Annotated in this window: 21 protein-coding genes; 13 read left to right on the plus strand and 8 right to left on the minus strand. The window is 74.3% G+C overall.

Annotated elements, in window-relative coordinates; all coding sequences use genetic code 11:
• The gene (locus tag KIN34_RS14980; protein ID WP_214352650.1) at window positions 1–2067 is read left to right on the plus strand and encodes an acyltransferase family protein; all 2067 of its coding nucleotides are present in this window, start codon (window positions 1–3) and stop codon (window positions 2065–2067) included.
• 28 nt (window positions 2068–2095) lie between these two features.
• Here the strand turns inward: KIN34_RS14980 and KIN34_RS14985 are convergent, their stop codons facing one another.
• From KIN34_RS14985 to KIN34_RS15000, 4 genes are all read right to left on the minus strand, one after another.
• Window positions 2096–3157: a glycosyltransferase family 1 protein gene (locus KIN34_RS14985; protein ID WP_214352652.1), complete on the minus strand. Its 1062-nt coding sequence runs from the start codon at window positions 3155–3157 to the stop codon at window positions 2096–2098.
• Complete coding sequence (locus KIN34_RS14990) at window positions 3154–5748, minus strand: sodium-translocating pyrophosphatase (protein WP_214352654.1); 2595 nt, start codon at window positions 5746–5748, stop codon at window positions 3154–3156. The genes KIN34_RS14985 and KIN34_RS14990 overlap by 4 nt, the downstream gene beginning before the upstream one ends.
• A 190-nt stretch (window positions 5749–5938) precedes the next feature.
• Complete coding sequence (locus tag KIN34_RS14995) at window positions 5939–6169, minus strand: hypothetical protein (protein WP_214352656.1); 231 nt, start codon at window positions 6167–6169, stop codon at window positions 5939–5941.
• A gap of 40 nt (window positions 6170–6209) precedes the next feature.
• Entirely contained in the window at window positions 6210–6563 is a 354-nt protein-coding gene (locus KIN34_RS15000) for a YciI family protein (RefSeq protein WP_214352658.1), read from the minus strand.
• A gap of 390 nt (window positions 6564–6953) precedes the next feature.
• Between KIN34_RS15000 and KIN34_RS15005 the strand changes: the two genes are divergently transcribed.
• Both KIN34_RS15005 and KIN34_RS15010 read left to right on the plus strand, forming a co-directional pair.
• Window positions 6954–8171, plus strand: coding sequence for a GDSL-type esterase/lipase family protein (locus tag KIN34_RS15005; protein ID WP_214352660.1), 1218 nt, complete (start codon window positions 6954–6956; stop codon window positions 8169–8171).
• A 68-nt stretch (window positions 8172–8239) separates the two neighbouring features.
• Window positions 8240–9097: a DUF72 domain-containing protein gene (locus tag KIN34_RS15010; RefSeq protein ID WP_214352662.1), complete on the plus strand. Its 858-nt coding sequence runs from the start codon at window positions 8240–8242 to the stop codon at window positions 9095–9097.
• A 66-nt stretch (window positions 9098–9163) separates the two neighbouring features.
• On the opposite strand, the gene KIN34_RS15015 is transcribed toward KIN34_RS15010, so the two are convergent.
• Complete coding sequence (locus tag KIN34_RS15015) at window positions 9164–9538, minus strand: RNA-binding S4 domain-containing protein (RefSeq protein ID WP_214352664.1); 375 nt, start codon at window positions 9536–9538, stop codon at window positions 9164–9166.
• Window positions 9539–9700: 162 nt separating this feature from the next.
• Here KIN34_RS15015 and KIN34_RS15020 point away from each other — a divergent pair, with 162 nt between their 5' ends.
• The gene (locus KIN34_RS15020; protein ID WP_214352666.1) at window positions 9701–10156 is read left to right on the plus strand and encodes a GyrI-like domain-containing protein; all 456 of its coding nucleotides are present in this window, start codon (window positions 9701–9703) and stop codon (window positions 10154–10156) included.
• Between the two features lie 63 nt (window positions 10157–10219).
• On the opposite strand, the gene KIN34_RS15025 is transcribed toward KIN34_RS15020, so the two are convergent.
• Window positions 10220–10555, minus strand: coding sequence for a DUF2249 domain-containing protein (locus KIN34_RS15025; RefSeq protein ID WP_214352668.1), 336 nt, complete (start codon window positions 10553–10555; stop codon window positions 10220–10222).
• On the minus strand, window positions 10552–11460 hold the full coding sequence (locus KIN34_RS15030; RefSeq protein WP_214352670.1) for a helix-turn-helix transcriptional regulator: 909 nt from the start codon (window positions 11458–11460) through the stop codon (window positions 10552–10554). Before KIN34_RS15030 ends, KIN34_RS15025 begins: the two co-directional genes overlap by 4 nt.
• Before the next feature lie 87 nt (window positions 11461–11547).
• Here KIN34_RS15030 and KIN34_RS15035 point away from each other — a divergent pair, with 87 nt between their 5' ends.
• Window positions 11548–12753 (plus strand): DUF8744 domain-containing protein, encoded by a 1206-nt coding sequence (locus tag KIN34_RS15035; RefSeq protein WP_307858279.1) that lies wholly within the window; start codon window positions 11548–11550, stop codon window positions 12751–12753.
• Window positions 12750–15539, plus strand: coding sequence for a multicopper oxidase domain-containing protein (locus KIN34_RS15040; RefSeq protein ID WP_214352672.1), 2790 nt, complete (start codon window positions 12750–12752; stop codon window positions 15537–15539). Before KIN34_RS15035 ends, KIN34_RS15040 begins: the two co-directional genes overlap by 4 nt.
• A 72-nt stretch (window positions 15540–15611) precedes the next feature.
• Here the strand turns inward: KIN34_RS15040 and pgi are convergent, their stop codons facing one another.
• On the minus strand, window positions 15612–17294 hold the full coding sequence (gene pgi, locus KIN34_RS15045) for a glucose-6-phosphate isomerase (protein WP_214353120.1): 1683 nt from the start codon (window positions 17292–17294) through the stop codon (window positions 15612–15614).
• A gap of 200 nt (window positions 17295–17494) precedes the next feature.
• Here pgi and KIN34_RS15050 point away from each other — a divergent pair, with 200 nt between their 5' ends.
• From KIN34_RS15050 to nagB, 7 genes are all read left to right on the plus strand, one after another.
• A complete protein-coding gene (locus KIN34_RS15050) occupies window positions 17495–17830 on the plus strand; it encodes a hypothetical protein (protein WP_214352674.1) in 336 nt (111 codons plus the stop codon).
• Window positions 17831–17966: 136 nt separating this feature from the next.
• Window positions 17967–19136 carry an ROK family transcriptional regulator gene (locus KIN34_RS15055; protein ID WP_214352676.1) on the plus strand — a complete coding sequence of 390 codons (1170 nt, stop codon included), beginning with the start codon at window positions 17967–17969 and terminating at the stop codon, window positions 19134–19136.
• A gap of 94 nt (window positions 19137–19230) precedes the next feature.
• Window positions 19231–20559, plus strand: coding sequence for an extracellular solute-binding protein (locus KIN34_RS15060; RefSeq protein ID WP_214353122.1), 1329 nt, complete (start codon window positions 19231–19233; stop codon window positions 20557–20559).
• 152 nt (window positions 20560–20711) lie between these two features.
• Window positions 20712–21683 (plus strand): carbohydrate ABC transporter permease, encoded by a 972-nt coding sequence (locus KIN34_RS15065; RefSeq protein ID WP_214352678.1) that lies wholly within the window; start codon window positions 20712–20714, stop codon window positions 21681–21683.
• A complete protein-coding gene (locus KIN34_RS15070; RefSeq protein WP_214352680.1) occupies window positions 21680–22594 on the plus strand; it encodes a carbohydrate ABC transporter permease in 915 nt (304 codons plus the stop codon). The genes KIN34_RS15065 and KIN34_RS15070 overlap by 4 nt, the downstream gene beginning before the upstream one ends.
• A gap of 13 nt (window positions 22595–22607) precedes the next feature.
• A complete protein-coding gene (locus KIN34_RS15075) occupies window positions 22608–23573 on the plus strand; it encodes an ROK family protein (RefSeq protein ID WP_214352682.1) in 966 nt (321 codons plus the stop codon).
• On the plus strand, window positions 23573–24355 hold the full coding sequence (gene nagB / locus KIN34_RS15080; RefSeq protein ID WP_214352684.1) for a glucosamine-6-phosphate deaminase: 783 nt from the start codon (window positions 23573–23575) through the stop codon (window positions 24353–24355). Before KIN34_RS15075 ends, nagB begins: the two co-directional genes overlap by 1 nt.
• The last annotated feature ends 37 nt before the right edge of the window (window positions 24356–24392 follow it).

Below are 24392 nucleotides of genomic sequence, written 5' to 3' on the forward strand. Positions count from 1 at the left end.
GTGCAGCAGACCGAGACCCCGCCGAGCGTCGTCCGGGCGCCCGCGCGCGAGCGGACGCCCCGCCGCGCCGACGTCCAGGGTCTGCGCGCCGTCGCCGTGCTGCTGGTGCTGAGCTACCACGCGGGCCTCCCGGTGCCGGGCGGGTTCGTCGGCGTCGACGTCTTCTTCGTCATCTCCGGCTTCCTCATCACCGGACTGCTGGTCGACGAGGCGCTGACCACCGGACGGCTGCGCCTGGGGCGCTTCTACGCCCGACGAGCACGGCGGCTGCTGCCGGCGGCGGCGCTGACCCTCGTCGGGGTCGCGGCGGCGACGGTCGTCTGGCTGCCGGTCACGCGGTGGCGGGAGATCGCGGGCGACGTGGCCGCGACGGCGCTGTACGTCGTCAACTGGCGCCTCGCGGACCGCTCGGTCGACTACCTGGCCGCGGGCGGCGCGGCCAGCCCCGTGCAGCACTTCTGGTCGCTCGCGGTGGAGGAGCAGTTCTACGTCGTGTGGCCGCTGCTAGTGGTCGCCCTGCTGGCCGTCGCCCGTCGGCGGGGCCGTCGCCTGAGCCGGCGCACGCTCGTCGTCGCGGTGGCCGTGCTGGGCCTCACCTCGCTCGCCTGGTCCGTGCACCTGACGCACGACGAGCCCGCGCGCGCCTACTTCGTGACCACCACCCGGGCGTGGGAGCTGGCGGCGGGCGCCCTCCTGGCGCTCGCGGTGCCACGCGTGGCACGCCTGCCACGGCGTTGGCTGACCGCGGCCGGGTGGGTGGGGCTCGGGCTCGTCGTGCTCGCGGCCGCGACCTTCTCGGGAGCCACACCGTTCCCGGGCGTGGCCGCGGCTGTCCCGGTGGCCGGCGCGCTCCTGGTGCTCGCCTCGGGGGTCGTCGGCGCGGGGCTCGCACCGCTGCGGGCCCGCGTCCTGCAGCCCGTGGGTGCCACCTCGTACTCGCTGTACCTGTGGCACTGGCCGGCGGTCGTGGTGGCGACGAGCCTCGCGGACGGCGACCTGCCGGTCACCTGGGGCGTGGCCGCGGTGGCCGTCTCGGTGGTGCCGGCGGTCGCGTCCTACCTGCTGGTCGAGCGGCCGTTGCACGTGCGGTGGCGGGCGACCACCCGTGCCGCGGGGGCGCTCGGCGTGGTGTGCACGCTCGTCGGGCTCGGGGCGGCGGCCGCGGTGCACGGGCTGGTCACACCGACGCCGGCGACGACGCCGCCCGGGGCGCAGGTGCTGCGCGACGGCGGGTGGGACGGGCCGGACGCCGGCATGGACCTCGACACGCTCGTGCCGTCGCTCGCCGACGCGACGCAGGACGTCGCGGACCTGTACGCGGACGGCTGCCACCAGAACTCGCTCGGCGTCGAGCCGGCTGCGTGCACGTACGGTGACCCGGGCGCGTCCACCGTCGTCGCGCTGGTCGGCGACTCGCACGCGGGGCAGTGGCAGCCCGCGGTCCGCGAGGTCGCCGAGGACAACGGCTGGCGGCTGGACACCTACACCAAGGGCAGCTGCGCGTTCACGTCCGCGACGCCCTGGCTGTCCACGATCGACGGGCCGTACGAGACGTGCGTCGAGTGGAACCGCGCGGTGCTCGACACGCTCCTGGCGGACCCGCCCGACGTCGTGGTCACCAGCAACGACGCGGTCGAGCCCGCGGGCGACGACGGCCCGCTCACGGGAGCCGCGGGCGAGCAGGCGGTCGTCGACGGCTTCGACGCGACGTGGCAGGAGCTGGCGGCCGCGGGCACCCGGGTCGTCGTCCTCGGGGACACGCCGTGGGTCGGGATCGACGTGCCCGAGTGCGTCGCGCGGCACACCGGCAGCTGGGCGAGCGCGTGCACGGTGGGGGAGGAGGCCGCGGCGGCGCGCTCCGGTCTCGCCCAGCAGGAGTCGGCCGCCGGCACCTCGGACGTGCCGGTCCTGGACCTCACCGACCGGTTCTGCCCGGACGGGTCCTGCCCGCCGATCATCGGGGGCGCGCTGGTCTGGCGCGACGCGCACCACATGACCGCGACCTACGCGCGCTCGCTCGCGCCGGACGTCGCGGACTGGCTGGTCCCGCTCGTCGGGTCCGGCTGACACGCCCGGGACCCGACGGACGGTCCCGTCAGCCGAACCAGCGCCGGACGTGCTCGACGACCGCGCGGTCGAACCCGTCGTCGTCGTGCCGGGCGCGCAGCCAGCGCTGGAACGCGCCGCCCGACCCGGTGGGGTCGACGCACGCGTCGAGCTCGCGGCGGCACGCGCCCGGGTCCTGGACGGCGCGCAGGAGCAGCCGCTCGGCCTCGGTCGCGTCGCGGTACAGGAACGGGTAGCCGTCGGGGACCAGCGCGCGCGCCCACGCGCGGTCGGGCAGGACGCCGACCGCGCCGGCGACGAGGGCCTCGACGTACTCGAGCCCGTACGACTCGTCGGTCGAGGTCGCGAGGAAGGCCGTGGTGCGCGCGAGCGCCTGCCAGTAGTCGTCCCGGCTCGCGGTCAGCGGGCCGAGCCACACCCAGTCGAGCCGGGACAGCCGCATCGCCTCCTCGGAGACCAGGTGCGACTCGACCAGGCGCGCCTCGACCCGCAGCGGCGCCTGGCGGTGCACGCGCTCCACGACGTCCACGAACAGCCGCGGCTGCTTGCGCTCGGACAGGTAGATGGCCGGGTAGAGGACCACCGGCACGTCCGGCTCACGGCGCGGGTGCACGTGCTCGAGCCGGATCCCGAGGTTCACCCAGCCGATCCGCGCGTGCTCGGCGAGCTGCTGCACCACCTGCTGCCCGACGATCTCGCGGACCTCGGTCGCGGTGCGCTCCGAGTTGGCGAACGTGGGGAACAGCGCGCACGACAGCCCGAGGGCGGCGCGCTCGACCGGGTGCGTGAACTGGGAGGTGGTCCACCACACGAAGTTCATGACGCGCGGCTCGTCGTGCGAGGCGCGCAGCGTGCGCCACACCGAGGGCGAGTCGACCACGTCCATGTTCACGACGAGCGTGTCCGCCGCGTCCACGAACTCGAGGGGCAGGACGTCGAACCCCTGGCACCGCCGCGGCCCGTCGCCCACGACGATCGAGCCGGGGAAGACCCGCAGCAGCCGGCGCACGAGCGTGGCGCCCGCGTCGTGCCCCGCGACGCGCCCGTCGGGGTCGACGAGCGCGTCGCGGTACAGCACGGCGATCCTCATCGCGCGCCGGCCTCCTGCGGCACCTGCTCGTCGTGCGGGCTGCGGGCCGCCTCGGACCCGGCGGAGGGCGTGCTCGTCGGACCGTCCTCGACCGCGGGCTCGTCCTCGCCCTCGAGCGACGTGCGGATCCGCATGCCGTAGAAGGACCGGTGCACGAAGAACGCGGATACGACGAAGAACGCGGCGGCGAGCGTCAGCACGAGCGTGTGCTGGCCGCGGTCGGTCAGGGACACCGCGAGGTCCACCGCGAGCATCCCGAACAGCGTCGTGAACTTGATGACGGGGTTGAGCGCGACCGACGACGTGTCCTTGTAGGGGTCGCCGACCGTGTCACCGACGATCGTCGCGTCGTGCAGCGCGGTGCCCTTGGCGTGCAGGTCCGTCTCGACGATCTTCTTGGCGTTGTCCCACGCGCCGCCCGCGTCGGCCATGAAGATCGCCTGGTACAGCCCGAAGATCGCGATGGACACCAGGTAGCCGATGAAGAAGAACGGCTCGACGAACGCGAACGCGAGGGTCGCGAAGAAGACGCCCAGGAACATCGTGAGCATGCCCTGCTGCGCGTACTGCGTGCAGATCTCCACGACGCGCCGGGAGTCGGCCTCGCTGGCCTTCGCGGCACCGTCGAGCTTGATGGTGGTGCGGATGAACTCCACCGCACGGTGCGCCCCGGTGGTGACCGCCTGGATGGAGGCGCCGGTGAACCAGTAGATGACCGCGCCGCCCGTGATCAGGCCGAGCAGGAACGGCGGGTGCAGCAGCGACAGGTTCTCCAGCCCCGTGGTCAGCCCTTCGGTCAGGCCCATGATGATCGAGAAGATCATCGTGGTGGCGCCCACCACCGCGGTGCCGATCAGCACCGGCTTGGCCGTCGCCTTGAAGGTGTTCCCCGCGCCGTCGTTCTCCTCGAGCATGAGCTTGCCGCGCTCCCACTGCGGCCGGAAGCCGTGGTCGCGCTCGAGCTCGTCGTCGATGCCCTCGAGGTCCTCGATCACGGACAGCTCGAAGACGCTCTGCGCGTTGTCGGTCACGGGGCCGTAGGAGTCGACCGCGATGGTCACCGGACCCATCCCGAGGAAGCCGAACGCGACCAGCCCGAACGCGAACACCGCGGGCGCCATCATGAGGTCGGCGAGGCCGTCGAGGCTCAGCAGGTAGGCGCCGCCCATGAGGCCGACGATCGCGACGCCGAGCCAGTACGCGGAGAAGTTGCCCGCGACCAGCCCGGACAGGATGTTGAGCGACGGGCCGCCCTGGCGCGAGCTCTTGACCACCTCCCGCACGTGCCGCGACGACGTGGAGGTGAACGCCTTGACGAGCTCGGGGATGAGCGCGCCCGCGATGGTCCCGCAGGACACGATGGTCGCGAGCCGCCACCACTGGTCGGCCGCCGCGGAGTCCGCGAGCACGAACCACGTGGTGACGAACGTCGCGACGATGCACGTGGCGGACGTGAGCCAGACCAGGCTCGACAGCGGCTTCTCGAAGTCCATCCGCTCCGCGTCGCGGTAGCGCCGGCTCGCCACCAGGTCGTTGAGGCGGTAGCTCGCCGCGGACGCGACGATCATCACGGCGCGCACGACGAAGATCCACACCAGCAGGCCGGCCTGCACGGCCGGGTCCGGGACGCCGAGCAGCACGAAGGTCACGAGCGCGACGCCCGTGACGCCGTACGTCTCGAAGCCGTCCGCCGACGGGCCGACCGAGTCGCCCGCGTTGTCGCCCGTGCAGTCGGCGATCACGCCGGGGTTGCGGGCGTCGTCCTCCTTGATCTTGAAGACGATCTTCATCAGGTCGGAGCCGATGTCCGCGATCTTGGTGAAGATGCCGCCCGCGATGCGCAGGGCGCTCGCGCCGAGCGACTCACCGATCGCGAACCCGATGAAGCACGCGCCGGCGACGTCCCGCGGCAGGAACAGCAGGATCACCAGCATCATCATCAGCTCGAGGCTGATCAGCACCATGCCGATCGACATGCCCGCCTGCAGCGGGACCCGGTGCAGCGGCAGCGCCCGGCCGCGCAGGCTCGCGAACGCCACCCGGCTGTTGGCGAGGGTGTTGACGCGGATCCCGAACCACGCGACCGAGTACGAGCCCGCCATGCCGACGAGGCTGAACGCGATGACGATGCCGACCCGACCCCACGCGAACCCGACGAGCACCTTGTAGTACACGACGATGACGGCGGCGATGAACCCCCACAGCACCAGCAAGAACCGGCCCTGCTGCGCGAGGTACGCACGGCACGTGGAGTAGATCAGCTCCGAGACCTCGCGCATCGACGCGTGCACCTCGAGCCGGCGCAGCTGCAGGTACGTCGCCAGGCCCATGGCCAGGCCCATCACGCACACGACGAGGCCGAGGCCCAGCAGCACGCGGCCGGACAGCCCACCGAGGACGCTCACCTGGCTCAGGTCCGGCAGGGCGAGGCTCGCCTCGCCGCGGTGCGCGCCCTCGGTGCCCGAGGCGGCCTGACCGCACGCCGCGAGCAGGGTCAGCGGCGCGGCGGCGAGCAGGGCGCGCAGCGCCCGGGGTCGTCGGCGGCGGCCGTGCGGCGGGCGGTTCTCACTGGTGCGGGCGACAGCGTCCACGACATCCCCTCGGGCGGCGAAGTGTTCTCGCGACCGAACGTAGGAGTGCCGGGTGCCCCGCAGGTGAGACCAAGGTCACGCCCCCCGGGCGCAGCACAGGCCGCAACCCGAGCGGGCTGCGGCCTGTGCGGTGGTGCCGGCGCCGTGCGGCGTCCGCGCCGGTGTCGGTGCCGGTGTCGTGCCGGTGTCGTCAGCGGTCCTCGAGGGCCGGGACGATCGTCATCGGGATCGCGAACGCGAGCGCGATCGACGCGATGCCACCGAAGAACACCCACGGCTTGGCGGCGTCGACCACCTCGAACGCGACCGCGAACAGCGCGAGGCCGAGGAGGAACAGCAGGAACGCGAAGAAGACGGTGACCGCGCGCTCCGGGGACCCGGAGCGGTCGTCGTCGCGGCGCTGGAGGACGGGTTCGCTCATGACGCGCAGCCTACCGCCGGACCCGCGTCCGACGCGGCCGTCACGCGGGGTTCGGCGCCTCGTCCTCGAACGGCCACGCGGCGCGCACCTCGATGCGCCCGAACCGGGCCATCGGGTGCCGGCCGGCGACCGCGACCGCCTCCTCGAGCGACGCGCACTCGAGCAGGTCGAACCCGGCGATGTGCTCACCGACCTCGGCGAACGGGCCGTCGGTCACGGACAGGTCGCCGCCGCGCAGGCGGACGGTGCGCGCCTCGGCCGCGGGGCGCAGGCGGTTGCCGATGACGTGCACGCCGCGCTGCTCGACGTCCCGCACCCACTCGCCGATGTTGTCGTCCTCGGCACGGTACGGCTCGGCCTCGGGGTCGGTGCAGACGAGCATGAGGAACTGCATGGTGGCTCCCTGGGTCGTGGGGGCCCGGGTTCCCGGGCCGTTCGTGGTGGTGACGCGCGAGCGATCACGATCTCGACACCTCATCCTGGCGGGTTCGTCGCGCTCGGCGCCGGGGAACGCGGCCACCCGTGCTCCGGCGCGCCGGACGGCCGGGGGAGTGGCCCGCGGCGAGGCGTCGTGGAGGGCCGCGAGGTTAAGCGATTCGACGGGTGTGCGGACCGCCTGACGTGCGGGACGGTACGACGAGACCACGCGCGCTCGCGCCCGCGCCGGAGGCGGTTCGACGATCCGCGAACGACGGGCGCAGCGGACGCGGGCTGCACGCTGCACACGCCAGGTGGCCGTACGCGGACGTCCGCGACGTCGCGGACCCGACGGGGGAGGACGAGCATGACGACGACCAGGACGACCGTCAGCGGACCGGCTGCGGACGGGCGGTCCCACCCGCGACGCTGGGCGGCGCTGCTCGCCGGCCTCGCGGTCGCGGCGCTGGCCGCGGTGATGGGGCTCGTCGCGACCTCGCCCGCCGGCGCGGCCGCCTCGCCCGTGCGGATCATGGCGCTGGGCGACTCGATCACCGGCTCGCCGGGCTGCTGGCGCGCGCTGCTCTGGCAGCGGCTCCAGACCGCGGGGCTCACCGGCACGGACTTCGTGGGGACGCTCCCGGGCCAGGGCTGCGGGTTCGCGTACGACGGCGAGAACGAGGGCCACGGCGGCTACCTGGTGACCGACGTCGCGGCGCGGGGCCAGCTCGTCGGGTGGTTGGGCGCGACCCACCCGGACGTGGTGCTCATGCACTTCGGCACCAACGACGTGTGGTCGAACCGCTCGACGACCGAGATCCTCGCCGCGTACACCACGCTCGTGCAGCAGATGCGCGCCGACAACCCGGACATGGTGGTGCTCGTCGCGCAGATCATCCCGGTCGCGCCCGCGTCGTGCGCCGAGTGCCCGGCCCGCACGGTCGCGCTCAACCAGGCGATCCCCGCCTGGGCCGCCGGGCTGAGCACCGCGCGGTCGCCGGTCCGGGTGGTGGACCAGTGGACCGGCTGGGTGCCGGCGACCGACACCGGTGACGGCGTGCACCCGAACGACGCCGGCATCGTGAAGATGGCCGACCGGTGGTACGCGCCGCTCGCCGCGGTCCTCACCGGGACGCAGCCGACGACGAGCCCGACGCCGACCCCCACACCCACCTCGACCCCCACGCCCACACCCACGCCGACGCCCACGCCCACGCCCACGCCCACGCCCACGGTGACGCCCACGGTGACGCCCTCGCCGACCGCGAGCCCGACGTTCACCATGCCCCCGTACCTCGGCTGCACGGCGCAGTGGGTCGTCGCGAGCCGGTGGCCCGGTGGCTTCGTGGTCACCGTGCGGGTCACGGCCGGCGCCCGGCCGATCTCGTCGTGGACGGTCACCGCCACCCTGCCCGGCGGTCAGGTCGCGAACGCGTGGAGCTCGCAGGTGACCACGGCGGGCGGCACCACGACGTTCACGCCCGCGCCGTGGAACGGCAGCCTCCCGGCCGGTGGGACCACGGAGCTCGGGTTCCAGGGCACGGGCGACCCGACGGCGACCTCGGTCACCTGCCGCGCAGCCTGAGCCCCGGGTCCACGCGCCCGGACCGGCCCGCCCTGCCGCCCTCCGCACGGCAGGGCAGGCTGGTCCGCATGGACGTGCGCGTGGGGATCTCGGGCTGGCGGTACGCCCCGTGGCGGGGTGAGTTCTACCCGCGCGGGCTGCCGCAGCGCGCCGAGCTGGAGTTCGCGGCGCAGCGCATGACGAGCATCGAGATCAACGGCTCGTTCTACGCGCTGCAGCGGCCGGAGAGCTACCGGTCGTGGGCGGAGCACGTGCCGGCGGACTTCGTCTTCTCGGTCAAGGGACCGCGCTTCGTCACGCACCTCAAGAAGCTCGCGGACGTGCGCACCCCGGTCGCGAACTTCCTGGCCAGCGGAGTGCTGGCGCTCGGCGACAAGCTGGGGCCGGTGCTGTGGCAGCTCCCGCCGAACCTCGGGTACGACGAGGCGCGGCTCGCCTCGTTCTTCGCGCTGCTGCCGCGCAGCACCGCGGCGGCGGCGGCGCTCGCGGCGGAGCACGACGAGCGCCTCGACGGCCGCGCGTGGACCACCACCGACGCCGACCGGCCGCTGCGCCACGTGCTCGAGGTGCGGCACGCGTCCTTCGAGCAGCCGGCGTTCGTGGCGCTGGCCCGGGAGCACGACGTCGGCGTCGTGGTGGCGGACACCGCGGGCCGCTGGCCGCGAATCGAGGACGTGACGTCCGACGTCGTCTACGTGCGCCTGCACGGCGACACCGAGCTGTACACGAGCGGGTACGACGACGCCGCGCTCGACCGCTGGGCCGCGCGCGTGCGGGCGTGGGCCGCGGGCGGCGAGCCCGACGACGCGCGCCGGCTCGGCCCGCCGGCCGTGGCCACGCCCCGGGACGTCTTCGTCTACTTCGACAACGACGTCAAGGTGCGGGCGCCCGTCGACGCGCAGGGACTCATCGCACGGCTGCGGTGAGGTTCGCCGGTCGCCGGTCGCCGGTCGTCGCGCGCCGGTCGCCGGTCGCCGGTCGCCGGGCGTGCGTCAGGCGCGGCCGCGCAGGCGGTCGATCTCGCGGCGCTCGCGCTTGGTCGGCCGGCCCGCGCCACGGTCGCGGACGGCCGCCACGGCGACCTGCTCACGTGGCGGCACCGCGGGGGAGCGGTCGAGGTAGCAGGTCACGGCCACCGCGGCGCCGACGCGCTTGACGATCGTGCGCTGCACGATCACGACCCGCTCGCGCTCGCCGCCGCGCACGTGCACCTCGTCGCCCGGCACGACGATCGTCGCGGGCTTGGCGCGCTCGCCGTTGATCCGCACGTGCCCCGCGCGGCACGCGGCGCCCGCTGCCGACCTCGTCGGGAACAGGCGCACCGCCCAGCACCACGCGTCCACGCGCGCCCGTACCGCCTCCGCCACGCACCCACCCTGACACACCCGGCGGCACGCACCCGGCCGCGCGCACCCGGCGGCACGGCCGTGCGCCTCGTCGCGGCGACCGGCTGCGCGCCCGGCGCCCGGGTGCGACGATCGGTGCGGCCGCCGTGGGGGTGGCCGTGGGACGACGAGGGGCGGGGCAGCATGGACGTCGAGCGGGTGGAGCTCCCGGCAGTGACGCTGGTCGCGGTGCGCCGGACCGTGCGCATGGACCAGCTCGCCGGGTTCTACGACCAGGCGTACGGGCAGGTCGCGCAGGCGCTCGCGGCGTCAGGCGTGGCGCCCGCGGGACCGGCGGTCGGCTGGTACGCCGGCATGCCGACCGACTCGGTCGACGTCGCCGCGGGCTTCGCCGTCCCGGAGGGCTCGGGGCCGTTCGAGGGCGTCGACACCGTCGAGCTCCCCGCGTCCGCCGCGGTCGTGGGGACCTACACCGGCCCGTACGACGGGCTCCCCGACGCGTGGAGCGAGGTCGTCGCGTGGGCCGGCGAGCACGACGCCGCCGGCCGCGGCGACTTCTGGGAGGAGTACGTGACCGACCCGTCTCCGGACGGCGACCCGGCCGCGAACGTGACGAGGCTGGTCCTGCCGCTGCGCTGACAGTCGGTCTGCAGGAAGCAGACGGCAGGAAGCAGACGGCAGTCGGCAGCAGCGAGGAGACGGTCAGGCCGCGCGGCGAGTGATCCGCACGGTCCACGCGTCGGGGCCGTCGACCAGGACCTCGGTGTCGATCGGCGCGCGCTCGGCGAGCTGCGCGAGCAGCGGGCGAGGCAGGTGCGGCGCGACGAGCACCAGGGACTCGCCGGGCGCGATCGCCTCGAACGCGCCGAAGACCGTCGCGTGCCGGATCGCGTGCGGGATCGTCCGGACGTCGAGGACCGGGTCGCCCTCGTCGTGGCCGCCGCACCCGCAGGTGTGGCCGCCCTCGGGCGCGCTCGCGAGGGGCGCGCTCTCGAGAGGTGGGCGGGACGTCTGGATGTCGACGTGCTGGCTGGTCATGATGCCTCCGGTTCCTGGGCGGTGCTCCGCCCGTGGGTCGAGCGTCGGTCCTCGGCCGCGTCCGGTGCCGCCGGACCGACCGTGGAAAATCCGACCGTGGAAAAATCGAGCGTGGACACGCTGGGCGACGGTCCGGCCGTCGAGGTCCCGCCCGCTGACGACCCCTCGTCGGACGCGGCCCGGCGCAGCTCGAGCACGCAGTGCGAGCGGCCGACGAACGGCCGCAGCCGGTGCGCGGTGACGGGACCGCCGGCCGTGGCCAGGACACCGGCGGCGAGCCCCAGGTGCACGCTGCAGACCACCTCGGGACGCTGCCGCGCGAGCTCGACGAAGGGGCAGCGCCACAGGTCCACGCGCAGGCCGTCGTCGTCCCGCGCCGGGTCGAACCCCAGCCGGTCGAGGTGACCCTCGAGGGCATCGAGCTGACGCGCGGCCGCGCGGTCGGACCTGTCCTCGTCGGACGCGGCCGGCGAGCGTGACCCCAGCGCGGGCTCGAGGACGCCGCCGGGTGCCGTCAGCGCGCGGCCGGCACTGCGGGCGGCCTCGGCGGTCGGGCCCAGGTCCCGCCCGTAGCCCTCGAGCAGCACGCGCGTCAGCGCGACCTGAGCGATGGACCGCTCCAGCCGCCGCATCGTCTCCGGGTCCTCGCGCGCGTCGTCGGGGGACGCGGCGCGGTAGAGGATGCGCGGGCGCCCGCGCACGGTGCGCACCTCCGGCGCGCGCGCGGCGAGACCGTCCTGCACCAGGCGCGCCAGGTGCTCGCGCGTCGTGTTCTGGTGCAGCCCGGTCGACTGCGCCAGCTCGCTCACGGTGTGCTGGCCGCCGCGCTGCAGGAGGTGCAGCAGCTCGACGCGGCTCGCGGCCGCGAGCGTGCCCTCGAGGGGCAGGCGGCGGGTGGCGGGCATGCAGGCAGTCTGCGGCCCGGCCCGGCCGTGGAAAAGGGGACGGAGGTCCCGCGCCGACCCTGCGCGCGGATACCTACGGTCGGTTCCGTGGAAAACCGCCCGCGACGCGCCGTCCCGCCCGGGCGGCTGGCGTTGCTGCTGCCCGCCGGGACCGCTCTGCTCGCCGGCCTGGACGCCGCGCTGACCCTGCTGGGCCTGCCGGCTCCGGTGCAGCTCGCGCGGCTCCCGGAGGTGCACGGTCCGCTGATGGTGCTCGGCTTCGTCGGGACGCTCGTCGCGCTCGAGCGGGCGGTGGCGCTCGCACGCGCCCAGGGCGGGACGCAGCCCGAGCGCGCGCGGCCGTGGGCCTGGGCCGCGCCCGGCCTGCTCGGGCTGGGCGCGCTGCTGCTCGTCTCGCCCGCGCCGGTGCGCGCCGGGCAGGCGTGCCAGGTCGTCGGCTCCGGCGTGCTCGTCGCGCTCTACGGCGCCGCGTGGCGACGCCGCCCCGACGCGGCCATCGCGGTGCAGGGCCTGGGCGCGCTCGCGGCGGTCGGTGCGGCCGTGCTGTGGTCGGGCGGGGTGCCGGTGCCGGACCTCTCGCCGTGGCTCGTCGCGTTCCTGGTGCTGACGGTCGTGGGCGAGCGGCTCGAGCTGATGCGGATCGTGCCGGTGCCCGCGACGGCGGAGCACGGTCTGGTCGCCGGGGCGCTCGCGCTCGTCGCCGGGGCCGCGCTCGCGCTGCTGTGGCCGGGGCCCGGCACCGCGGTAGTGGGCGCGGCCCTCGTCGGGCTCGTCGTGGTCCTGCTGCGGTACGACGTCGCGCGGCGGACCGTGCGGGGCACGGGCCTGCCCCGGTTCATGGCGGTCGCGATGCTCGCGGCGTTCGCCTGGCTCGCGGTCGCCGGAGCCACCTGGCTCGTCGGCGGCCCCACGACCGGCGGCGTGCGGTACGACGCGGTGCTGCACGCCGTCTTCCTCGGCTTCGTCATGTCCATGGTCATGGCGCACGCGCCGGTGATCCTGCCGGCGGTGCTGCCTCGGCCGCTGCCGTACCGGGCGGCCATGTACGTCCCGCTGGCGCTGCTGCACGCGACGCTCGTGCTGCGCGTGCTCGTCGGGGACGCGCGCGGCGTCGGGTGGGCCGTCCAGGTGGGCGGGGTCGGCAACATCGTGGCCGTGCTGGCGTTCGTCGGCGTGGCGGTGACGAGCGTGCTGCGCGGCGCACCGCGACGGACGGGCCGCACCACGAGGCAAGGGCGCGTCCCGGAGGCCGCGTCGCCCGCCGGCGCCGAGCCGGTCGAGGTGACCGCGTGAGCCGCGCGTCGTGGCACCTGCGTGCCAACGGGCTGGTGCTGGCGTGGCTCGTCGCGGCGGCGGTGCTGACCGTCGCGCACCGGTGGGTCGCGGCGGCCCAGTGGCTCATGGTGCACCTGCTCCTGCTCGGCGCGGTCAGCACCGCGATCCTGCTGTGGAGCCAGCACTTCGCGGACACGCTGCTGCGGCAGCCGGCGCCCGGCGGGCGGCGCGGGCTCGTCGTGCGGCTCGCGGCGCACACGCTGGGCGCGGTGCTCGTGGTCGCCGGCCTCGTCGTGCCCGCCTTCGCGCTGGTGCTCGCGGGTTCGGTGCTCGTCGGTGGTGCGGGCGTCGGCCAGGCGGTCGTGGTGGGCCGGCAGATGCGCTCCGCGCTGCCGTCGCGGTTCCGGCCGCTCGCGCGCTGGTACGTCGGCGCGGGCGCGGTGCTGCCGCTCGGCGTCGCGTGCGGCGTCGTGCTCGCGCGGGGGACCGTGTCCGACGACGTGCACGGGCGGCTCTACGTCGCGCACGTCGTCCTCACGCTCGTCGGCTGGGTCGCCACCACCGTCCTGGGCACGCTCGTGGTCCTGTGGCCCACCGTCCGGCACGCTCGCATCGAGCCGTCCGACGAGGCCGCGGGGCGCCGTGCGCTGCCTGTGGTCCTGGCCGGCCTCGGCGTCGTGGTGCTCGCCGCCGCGACCGGCTGGCGCTGGCTCGTCCTGGCGGGGTGCGTCGTCGTGGCCGTCGGCGCCGGGCTGGTCGGCGCCATGATGTGGCGCCAGCACCGGGCAGCCGCTCCCGTGGTCGCCGCGAACGCCGCACGGGTGGTGCCCGCGCGGACCGCGCCGGTGCACGTGCCGCCCGTCTTCGCGCCGGGCTCGCTCGCGGCGTCCGTGGCCTGGCTGGTCGGCTCGCTCGTGGCGTTCGGCGTGGTCGTCGTCGCCGCGCCCGGCTGGGACGTCGCGGCGCTGCGGGTGCGCGGCCTGGTCGCGCCGTTCGCGGTCGGCTTCGCCGCGCAGGTGCTGCTCGGTGCGCTGTCCCACCTGCTGCCCGTGGTGCTCGGGGGCGGCCCGGCCGTCGCGCGTCGGACGGCGGCCGAGCTCGACCGCGGCGCCGTCGTGCGGCTCGTGCTGGTCAACGGCGGGCTGCTGCTGTTCTGCGCGCCGGTGCCGAGCACCGTGCGCGTGCTCGTGTCCTTCGTCGTGCTGGGCGCGCTCGTCGCGTTCCTGGTGCTCGCGGCGCGTGCGGTCCGGGTCGCTCGGCGGCCCGCGGCTGCGTCGGCACCCGCGGCTGCGCCGGCACCCGCGGCTGCGCCGGCACCCGCGCCTGCGTCGTCCGGCGCGGTCTCGTCGGCGGTGCCCGGCCCGCCCCGGCCGCCGCGCTCCGGGGCGCTCGCGGTCGGCGTGGGCGCCCTGGCGCTCGCGCTCGTCGTCGGGGTCGCGATCGACCCGCCCGCTGCCGGCATCGCGGCCGCGGGTGCCCCGGTGGACGGGGTCGGCCCGGACGTGGTCGCGACGGGCCGGACCACGACCGTCCAGGTCGAGGCGCGCGAGATGCGCTTCGTGCCCGCGCGCGTCGAGGTGCCCGCCGGGGACCGGCTGGTGCTCGAGGTGACCAACGCCGACGACGACGTGCACGACCTGGTCCTCGCGGACGGCACCACCTCGGGACGGCTGTCCCCGGGTGCGGCCGCGACGGTCGACGTCGGCGTCGTCGGTGCGGACCTCGACGGCTGGTGCTCGGTGGCCGGCCACCGGCTCATGGGCATGACGCTGCAGGTCGTCGTCACGGGTGAGGCGGTGGTAGCGGCGGGTCCGTCCGCGGACCCCGACGAGCCGGCGGAGCACTCCGGGCACGACATGTCGGGGCACGACGTCACCTCGGGCGCCACCTCGGACGGCAGCACGGACGCGGCGGACCTGCTGGACCTGATGGCGACGCCCGACGACGCGTTCGTCGCGCGCGACGCCGCCCTCAGCCCTCTCGGGCCCGACCGCGGACCCGTCACCCACCGCGTGCGCCTCGAGGTGCAGGAGGTGGTGCGCGAGGTGGCGCCGGGGGTCACGCAGCGGCTGTGGACGTTCGGTGGGGAGGCGCCCGGACCCGTGCTGCACGGGCGGGTCGGCGACACGTTCGTCGTGACGCTCGTCAACGACGGCACGATCGGCCACTCGATCGACTTCCACGCGGGCGCGCTCGCGCCCGACGACGTGATGCGGACCATCGCGCCGGGCGAGGAGCTGACCTACACGTTCACGGCCACCCGGTCCGGCATCTGGATGTACCACTGCTCGACCATGCCGATGTCGGTGCACCTCGCGAACGGCATGCTCGGTGCGGTCGTGATCGAGCCCGACGGGCTGCCGGAGGTCGGCCGGCAGTACGTCGTCGTGCAGTCCGAGCTGTACCTGGGCCCGCAGGGGGGCGAGGCGGACGCCGCCCAGGTCGCCGCCGCGCAGCCCGACCTCGTCGTGTTCAACGGCTACGCCAACCAGTACCGGGACCGTCCGCTCACGGCGACCGCGGGGGAGCGGGTCCGGTTCTGGGTGCTCGACGCCGGGCCCAACCGGCCGAGCGCGTTCCACGTCGTGGGCGGGCAGTTCGACACGGTGTTCCGCGAGGGCGAGTACGCGCTCCGGGACGGCGGCTCGACGGGCAGCGGCGGCTCGCAGGTGCTCGCGCTGCAGCCCGCGGAGGGTGGCTTCGTCGAGCTGACGTTCCCCGAGGCCGGGACGTACCCGTTCGTGACCCACGCGATGTCCGACGCGGAGTCCGGCGCGCAGGGGCGCGTCGTCGTGACGCCCTGAGGCTGGTCACGCACGACGCGGGGCACCCGTCCGGGGTCGGGTGCCCCGCGTGGTGGCGGGCGGTCGCGGGGGTCAGTCGCGCAGGGAGAGGTACGTCGCGATGAGCGACGCCGTCGACGGGTCCTGCGCCTCGAGCGCCGCGACGTCGCCCTCGACCGCGGGGGCGATCTCGAGCGCGAGCTTCTTGCCCAGCTCGACACCCCACTGGTCGAACGAGTCGATGCCCCAGACCACGCCCTGGACGAACGTGATGTGCTCGTACAGCGCGATGAGCTGGCCCAGCACCGCCGGGGTCAGCGACGGCGCGAGGATCGACGTCGTGGGACGGTTCCCCGAGAAGACCCGAGCGGGGACGATCTCCTCGGCCGTGCCCTCGGCGCGCACCTCGTCGGCCGTCTTGCCGAACGCGAGCGCCTTGGTCTGCGCGAAGAAGTTGGCGAGGAACAGCGCGTGCACGTCCGTGCCGCCGTCGGTCAGCGGGTGGGCCGGGTTGGCGACCGCGATGAAGTCGGCCGGGATGAGGCGCGTGCCCTGGTGGATCAGCTGGTAGAAGGCGTGCTGCCCGTTGGTCCCGGGCTCGCCCCAGAACACCTCGCCCGTCGCCGTGGTGACCGGCGTCCCGTCCCAGCGCACGGACTTGCCGTTGGACTCCATGGTGAGCTGCTGCAGGTACGCCGGGAAGCGGTGCAGGTACTGGGCGTACGGCAGGACGGCGTGCGTGTGGGCGCCCAGGAAGTTGACGTACCAGACGTTGAGCAGGCCCATCAGCACGGGCACGTTCTGCGCGAACGGCGTGCTCGCGACGTGCTCGTCGACCGCGTGGAAGCCCGCGAGGAAGTCGCGGAAGGCGTCCGGGCCGATCGCGATCGCGAGCGAGGTCCCGATGACCGAGTCCACCGAGTACCGGCCGCCGACCCAGTCCCAGAACCCGAACGCGTTGGCGGGGTCGATGCCGAACGCGGCGACCTTGTCCAGCGCGGTGGAGACCGCGACGAAGTGCTGGGCGACGGCGGCCGTGCGGGCGTCGTCGGAGTCCTCGAGGTGGCCCGCGGCCGCCAGTCGCTCCCACAGCCACGTGCGCGCGAGCCGCGCGTTGGTGAGCGTCTCGAGCGTGCCGAACGTCTTGGAGGCGACGATGAACAGCGTCGTCGTCGGGTCCAGGTCCTTGACGGTCTCGGCGAGGTCCGTGGGGTCGATGTTGGAGACGAACCGGACCTCGAGGCCCTCCTGCACGTACGGCTTGAGCGCCTCGTACGCCATGACCGGGCCGAGGTCCGAGCCGCCGATGCCGATGTTCACGACCGTGCGCACGCGCTCGCCCGTGACGCCGGTCCAGGCACCCGAGCGGACGCGCTCGGCGAACGCGAACATCTTCTCGAGCTCCGCGTGGACGTCGGCGTCCACGTCCTGCCCGTCGACGACGAGCGGCGGCTGCGCACCCGCGGGCCGACGCAGCGCCGTGTGCAGCACGGCGCGATCCTCGGTGACGTTGATGTGCTCGCCGCGCAGCTGCGCCTGCAGGCGGCCGGCCAGGTCGACCTCGTCGGCCAGGCGCACCAGGAGGGCGAGCGTCTCGTCGGTCACCAGGTTCTTGGAGAGGTCCACGTGCAGGTCCGCGAGCCGCAGCGAGAGTCGCTGGGCGCGGCCCGGGTCCGCGGCGAACCAGCCGCGCAGGTCGGGCGTGAGGGTCGACTCGTGCGCGGACAGGTCCTGCCACGCGCTCGTCGTCGTGGCGTCGATGGGGCTGGTCACGATGGTTCCTCCGGATGACTGGGACCGGCTGCTTGAGCGGGGCGCGCGGCGCTCCGGGCGCGGTGCGCTCCGGCTGCGCGCGAACCTTCCCAACCTACTGGCCCGGCGCGACGGCTCGCTCGGGACGTCCGTGGGACCACGAGGGCGTCGGGGTGCTCTGACGACCTCACGAGCTCGACGGCCCGGCGCCTAGGGTGTGGCGCGTGTCCCGACGAGCCCTGACCGCCCTGATCGCCGCGCTCACCCTCGTCGTGGGCTTCGGGGTCGCCCAGCTGACCGACGTCCGGGCGCTCGGGGGAGCGGTCCTCGTGCTCGGGGCTGCCTGGTGCGCGTGGCGCTCGCGGCCGGCGGTGGCGTGGTGGCGGATCGCGGCCGTCCTGGCGCTCGGTGGTGTCGGCTTCGTGGCCACCCACCTCCTCGCCCGGACCGCTCTCGGCGCCTGGCCCTCGGTCCTCCTGACCGCGGCCGCCCTAGCAGCAGCGACCTACGCCCTCCTCGCCCCCCGCCCCAGCGATCCCTCCGCCTCCCGGCCCGCGTGACCGGAGCGCCGGCCGGGTCGTCGCCGAGCGGCGGGGCGGTGGCGGTGTTCCGGAGGTGTGAACGGGGGGTCACGATGTGATCACGGTCACGGATGGTGCTTGACATTGGATTAGTAAGGAACGTCTACTAACAAACGTGACCACGACGACCCGCCACTCCGGTGCCCGCGCCGGCCGCGCCCTGCGGCCGACGGACAAGGCGCTGCCGGAGCACGCGCGGGCCCACAACCGGTCGCTCGTGCTGGGGCACCTGTTCCACACGGGGCCGTCGTCGCGCGCCGATATCGCGCGGTCCACGGGCCTGACCCGCGTCACGGTGTCCGGCCTGGTGGGGGACCTGCTCGAGGAGGGTCTGGTCGAGGACCTGGGGATCCGCGCGGAGGGCAAGGTGGGCAAGCCGGCCACGCTCGTCGGGATGCGGACCGAGTCCTTCCAGGTGGTCGCGGTGGACCTGACGGACGACGCGACGATCCACGGTGCCGTGCTCACGCTGGTGCGCGACGTCGTCGCACGGCGGGAGGTGCCGCTCGACGGCCGCTCCGGGGACGCGGCGGTGCGGGCGCTCGAGGACCTGTGCCGGGACCTGCTCGCCGCGGCGACGCGGCCGGTGATCGGCGTCGGCATCGCCTCCCCGGGCGTCATCACCACGGACGGCCACGTCGTCCAGGCACCCAACCGCGGCTGGTACGACCTGCCGCTGGCCGCGCGGCTCACCGAGAGCCTGGGCGTGCCGGTGCACGTGGCCAACGACGCCAACACCCGCGCGCTGGGCGAGTTCACCTTCGGCACCGCGTCGGGCTCGGGCTCGATGGTGCTGACGGTGGGCGAGGGCGTGGGCGCCGGGCTCGTCGTGGACGGAGCGCTGGTGCTGGGCCGCAACAACGCGGCCGGCGAGCTCGGCCACGTGACCGTCGTCGACGTCACGACCGCCGGAGAGGTGCCCGCGCCCTGCGCGTGCGGGCGCGCCGGCTGCCTCGAGACCGTGCTGAGCGTGCCGGCGCTGCGCCGCCGCGTCGCCGGTCTCGCCCCCGAGGAGTCCGACGCCGCCCTGGCGTCGGTCGGACGGCTGCTGGGCATCGCCCTCGCACCCGTCGTCAGTGCGCTCGACCTCGCGGAGGTCCTGCTCTCCGGCCCCCCGGAGCTGCTGGACGGCCCACTGCGCGATGCGGCGCTCACCGCCATCCGGACCCGGACCATGCCCGTCATCGGGCGTGACCTCTCGGTCCGCATGGGCTCGCTCGACGAGGACGGGGTGCTGTCCGGCGCGGCAGTCCTGGTCCTGTCAGGGCAGCTCGGGGTCACGTGACGACCCCGAGCCGCCCCCTTGCAGGTCGAAGCACCATCCCGGCGACCGCCGCCCCGGCGTTCGCCTCGCTCACGGGAGGAACCCCAACGTGAAGATGCTACGGTTCGCCGCTCTCGGCGTGGCGGCGACGCTCGCACTGACCGCGTGCAGCTCCGGCGACGACGACCCCACCGACCCGGCCACCAACGGCGGTGGCGAGACGACGGCCGCCCCCGAGGCCGCCGACATCACCCTCTGGCTGGCCGGTGGTGACACCAACGACGACCTCCGCCAGTACCTCAAGGACACGTTCGCCGCGGAGAACCCGGGCTCGACGCTGACCATCGAGGAGGTCGCCTGGGGCGACCTGGTGCCCAAGCTCACGACCGCGCTGCCCGACGAGGCGAACACCCCCGACGTCGTCGAGATCGGCAACACGCAGGCCCCGACGTTCTCGACGGTGGGCGCCTTCCGTGACCTGACGCCCATGTACGACGAGCTGGGCGGCGACAAGCTGCTCCCGTCGTTCGTCGAGGCGGGCGACTACGACGGCAAGCACTACGCGCTGCCGTACTACTTCGGCTCGCGCTACATGTTCTTCCGCAAGGACATCTGGACGGACGCCGGCCTCGAGGTGCCCAAGACGCTCTCGGAGTTCTCGGAGGCCGTGAAGTCGCTGAAGACGGACAAGCTGTCGGGCTTCGCCATGGGTGGCCAGGACTGGCGCAACGGCATCTCGTGGGTCTTCGCCAACGGCGGCGAGCTCGCCACGGTCGACGGCACCACCTGGACCTCCACGCTCTCCGACCCCAACACGATCAAGGGCCTCGAGCAGTGGCAGGACGTGTACGAGGGTGCGTCCAACCTGCCCTCGACCGAGCGTGACGTCGCGTACTGGGACTTCCTGAACGACGACCCGGACGCGCCGGCCGCCGCGACGATCATGGCGCCGGGCTGGGCCCGTTGGTCCATCGGTGACATGACGAAGAACGACGAGGGCGACGAGGTGCGCGACGGCATGGCCGACGACACCAAGTTCGACATCTTCGCCCTGCCGGGCGTGGACGGCGGCGTCGCGCCGGTGTTCGCCGGTGGTTCGAACATCGCGGTGTCCGCGAAGTCGCAGCACCCGGAGCTGGCCGAGAACCTGATGCGGATCATCTTCTCGCAGGAGTACCAGGAGATGCTGGGCGGTGCGGGCCTGGGCCCGGGCAACTCCGACTACGTGTCCTCGCTCGGTGACGACAAGTTCGCCACCACGATGATCGAGACCGCGCAGGCCTCCAAGCTCACCCCGGCGGCGCCGGGCTGGGCCGCCATCGAGGGCGCGTTCGTCTACGAGGAGCTGTTCCAGAAGATCGCCGACGGCGGCGACGTCACGGAGCTGGCGAAGGAGTACGACGCCAAGCTGACGCCGATGCTCAACGGCGGCGCCGCGGGCTGAGCCCGCCCCGGGTGGGCCGGGCCACGGCCCGGCCCACCTGATGCACAGACCCGATCGTCCGCGGGGCGCGACCCCCCCGCGCCCCGCGGACGACGCCACCCGGGGCACCGCCTCGGCACCGATGCCGCGCCGCCCCGGCGCCAGGAGAACCCATGTCCCAGAACGCTGCCCTCGGCGTGCCCGCCGGTGCGCCGGCCGCACGCCGGCCAGGCACCGCGCCCGCGCCGGTCGTCCGTCGGCGCCGGACCCCGGCCAGCCCGTACGTGCTGCTGGTCCCCGCGGTCGTCGCCCTCCTCCTCGGGCTCGGCTACCCCGTCTACTGGCAGATCGTCACCTCGCTGCAGGAGTACGGTCTGGCTCAGCAGTTCGGCCAGCCGCCCACGTTCATCGGGCTCGACAACTTCGCCCGCATCTTCTCCGAGGACGCGTTGTGGGCCGTCGTGGCCCGCTCCGTCGCCTTCTGCCTGGTCAACGCCGGCCTGACGGTGCTCATCGGACTCGGCTTCGCTCTCCTGATGCGGGCGGTCGGCACGACCATCCGCATCGTCCTGCAGGTCTCGCTCCTGCTGGCGTGGGCCATGCCCATGGTCGCCGCGGTCACGGTCTTCAAGTGGCTGTTCGACTACCGCACGGGTGTCGTGAACTGGTTCCTGGTGCAGGTCGGCTTCGCCGGCATGGACGGGTTCTCGTGGCTCTCGCAGCCGCTGACCTTCTTCCTGGTCGCGACGCTGGTCATCGTGTGGATGTCCGTGCCGTTCGTGGCGCTGTCCCTCTACGCCGGGCTCACGTCCGTGCCCGAGGAGGTGCTCGAGGCGTCGCGCATCGACGGCGCCAGCGGCGCCCAGCAGCTCTGGCACATCCTGCTGCCCATGGTCCGGCCCGTGCTCTCGATCGTGCTCCTGCTGCAGATCATCTGGGACCTGCGGGTCTTCGCCCAGATCCGGCTGCTGCAGGACGCCGGTGCCCCCGTCTCCGAGACCAACCTCCTGGGCAACTTCATCTACGAGCTCGGGATCAGCCGCCAGGACTTCGGCGGCGCCGCTGCCGTTTCGATCTTCGTCCTGCTGCTCACGATCGTGCTGAGCTGGCCGTACGTCCGCAGCCTTCTGAAGGAGGACGCATGAGCGCCATCGCACCGCCCGCCACGGCGCCGGTCACCACGCGCCAGGCGGCCCGCAAGCAGCACGCCCCGGGCGCGCGCCGCAGGCTCGTCGGGAAGATCCTGGTGAGCGCCCTCGGGATCGTCGCCGCCGTCGTCTGGGTGTTCCCGGTCTACTGGATGGTCCTGTCGGCGTTCACGCCCGCGGCCTACCTGCGGCGCTCGACGCCGGAGTTCCTGCCGATGCACGCCACCTGGTCGAACTTCAGTCGCGTGATGACGGGGGACAGCTTCCTGTCGGCGCTGCGGATGAGCCTCGCGATCACGCTGCTGACGCTCGTCGTGGTGCTCGCGTTCGCCTTCCTCGCGGCGCTCGCGATCAGCCGCTGGCGGTTCCGGGGGCGCAAGTCGTTCATCCTGGCCGTGCTGTTCATCCAGATGCTGCCGGCCGAGGGCCTGTTCATCGCGCAGTACAAGATGCTGTCGAGCGCGAACCTCCTGAACTCGGTGATCGGCGTCTCGGTGCTGTACGTCGCGGCGATCATCCCGTTCACGGTGTGGATGCTGCGCGGGTTCGTCGCGGGCGTGCCCGCCGAGCTCGAGGAGGCCGCGATGGTGGACGGTCTGTCCCGGACCCAGGCGTTCCTGCGGATCACGTTCCCGCTGCTCGCACCCGGCCTGGTCGCCTCTGGCGTGTACGCCTTCCTGCAGGCGTGGAACGAGTTCACGGTCGCGCTCGTGGCGCTGCCCTCCGAGACGTCGCAGACGCTCCCGATCTGGCTGCGCAGCTTCCTGGCCGCGTCCGCCAACCGCGGAGTCGACTGGGGCCAGGTCATGGCCGCCTCCACGCTCATCGCGATCCCCGTGATCGTGTTCTTCCTGTTCGTGCAGGGCCGGATGACCTCCGGCCTGGTCTCCGGCGCGGTCAAGGGCTGAGGCGCGAGCGGACATGCAGACCAGCACAACGGCGGACCTCTCCGCCGGCTACACCGTGGGCGTGGACGTCGGCGGCACCAAGACCGCGACGATCCTGCTCGACGCGGCGGGCCACGTCGTCGCCCACGACCGCACCCCCACCCGCAAGGGGGCCACGTCCGTCGCGGCCGACGCCGCGCAGGCGGTCGACCGCGTCCTGGCGGAGGCGGGCGTCCCGCGTGCCGCGCTCGCGGGCGTCGGGATCGGGGTGCCGGGTGTCGTGGACCCCGGCCCCGGCTCGGTCGCGAACGCGGTGAACCTCGGGATCGGGGGCCGGGTGCCGCTCGCGGACCTGGTCGCCGAGCGGCTGGGCGACGGCGTCGCGGTACGCCTCGAGAACGACCTCAACGCGGCGGTGCTGGGTGCGGCCCACCACCTCGCGGAGTCGGGGGAGGGCCCGGTCGACGACCTCGCGTTCGTCGCGCTCGGCACCGGCCTGGCGGCGGGGATCATGCTCGACGGGCGGCTGCGGCGCGGGCCGCACCAGGCGGCCGGCGAGATCGGCCACCTGCAGTACGTGCCCGACGGCCTGCCCTGCAAGTGCGGGCAGGCCGGCTGCCTCGAGCGCTACGCCTCCGGGTCGGCGATCGACGCGCTCTGGCCCTCGCGAACCGGCCGGCCCGCCCCCGTGGAGCTCTTCGAGGCCGCGGCCGCGGGAGACGGCGTCGCGCGGCGGGTTCGGGACGAGTTCGTCGCCGCCGTGGCCGCCGCGGTGCGCGTGCTCGTGCTGACGTGCGACGTGGGTCGCATCGTGATCGGCGGCGGGGTGAGCCAGCTCGGCGAGCCGCTGCTGCGCGCGCTCGTCGCCGAGCTGGACCGGCGCGCCGCGTCGTCGCCGTTCCTGCGGGCCGCGGACCTGCCGGGCCGCGTGCGCCTGGCGCCGGTCGGCGTGCCCGTCGGCGCGGTCGGCGCGGCGCTCGTCGGACGAGGAGGGATCTGATGGAGGTCGTCATCGCCCCGGGGCCGGAGACGGCCCGGATCGCGGCGGACGCGATCGAGAAGCTGCTGCGGGCGCGCCCGCAGGCCGTGCTGGGTCTGGCGACCGGCTCGAGCCCGCTCGCGGTGTACGACGAGCTCGCGCGGCGGCACGACGAGGACGGCCTGTCCTTCGCGCACGCGCGCGCGTTCATGCTCGACGAGTACGTCGGCCTGCCCGCCGAGCACCCCGAGCGCTACCGCAACGTCATCGAGAAGGAGATCGCGTCCCGCGTCGACCTGGCACCCGGCGCGGTGCAGGGTCCGGACGGCCTCGCCGACGACCTGGTGGCGGCGTGCGCGGCGTACGAGCGGGCGATCCTCGACGCGGGCGGGGTGGACCTCCAGATCCTGGGGATCGGCACGGACGGGCACATCGCGTTCAACGAGCCCGGGTCCTCGCTCGCCTCGCGCACGCGGATCAAGACGCTGACCCGGCAGACCCGCGAGGACAACGCGCGGTTCTTCGACGACGACGTGGCGCAGGTGCCCACGCACTGCCTGACCCAGGGCCTCGCGACGATCATGTCCGCGCGCCACCTGGTGCTGCTCGCGCAGGGCCGGGGCAAGGCGGAGGCGGTGCACCAGCTGGTCGAGGGCCCGGTGTCCGCGATGTGGCCGGCGACGGTCCTGCAGCACCACCCGCACGTCACCGTCCTGGTCGACGACGGCGCGGCGAGCCGCCTGCAGCTCGCGGACTACTACCGCGAGACGTACGCCGCGAAGCCGGGCTGGCAGGGGCTGTGACGCGTGCGCCGGGCCGGGCGGGAGCGGCCGACGCGCC

Source organism: Cellulomonas fulva (genome assembly GCF_018531375.1).
Lineage (GTDB): Bacteria > Actinomycetota > Actinomycetes > Actinomycetales > Cellulomonadaceae > Cellulomonas > Cellulomonas fulva.

Coding starts and splice junctions, on each gene's coding strand:
- KIN34_RS14985 (WP_214352652.1), bottom strand. CDS start 3,157: ATGAGGATCGCCGTGCTGTACCGCGACGCGCTCGTCGACCCCGACGGG.
- KIN34_RS15060 (WP_214353122.1), top strand. CDS start 19,231: ATGCTACGGTTCGCCGCTCTCGGCGTGGCGGCGACGCTCGCACTGACC.
- KIN34_RS15030 (WP_214352670.1), bottom strand. CDS start 11,460: ATGCCCGCCACCCGCCGCCTGCCCCTCGAGGGCACGCTCGCGGCCGCG.
- nagB (WP_214352684.1), top strand. CDS start 23,573: ATGGAGGTCGTCATCGCCCCGGGGCCGGAGACGGCCCGGATCGCGGCG.
- KIN34_RS15010 (WP_214352662.1), top strand. CDS start 8,240: ATGGACGTGCGCGTGGGGATCTCGGGCTGGCGGTACGCCCCGTGGCGG.
- KIN34_RS15000 (WP_214352658.1), bottom strand. CDS start 6,563: ATGCAGTTCCTCATGCTCGTCTGCACCGACCCCGAGGCCGAGCCGTAC.
- KIN34_RS15065 (WP_214352678.1), top strand. CDS start 20,712: ATGTCCCAGAACGCTGCCCTCGGCGTGCCCGCCGGTGCGCCGGCCGCA.
- KIN34_RS14995 (WP_214352656.1), bottom strand. CDS start 6,169: ATGAGCGAACCCGTCCTCCAGCGCCGCGACGACGACCGCTCCGGGTCC.
- KIN34_RS15005 (WP_214352660.1), top strand. CDS start 6,954: ATGACGACGACCAGGACGACCGTCAGCGGACCGGCTGCGGACGGGCGG.
- KIN34_RS15070 (WP_214352680.1), top strand. CDS start 21,680: ATGAGCGCCATCGCACCGCCCGCCACGGCGCCGGTCACCACGCGCCAG.
- KIN34_RS15020 (WP_214352666.1), top strand. CDS start 9,701: ATGGACGTCGAGCGGGTGGAGCTCCCGGCAGTGACGCTGGTCGCGGTG.
- KIN34_RS15075 (WP_214352682.1), top strand. CDS start 22,608: ATGCAGACCAGCACAACGGCGGACCTCTCCGCCGGCTACACCGTGGGC.
- KIN34_RS15025 (WP_214352668.1), bottom strand. CDS start 10,555: ATGACCAGCCAGCACGTCGACATCCAGACGTCCCGCCCACCTCTCGAG.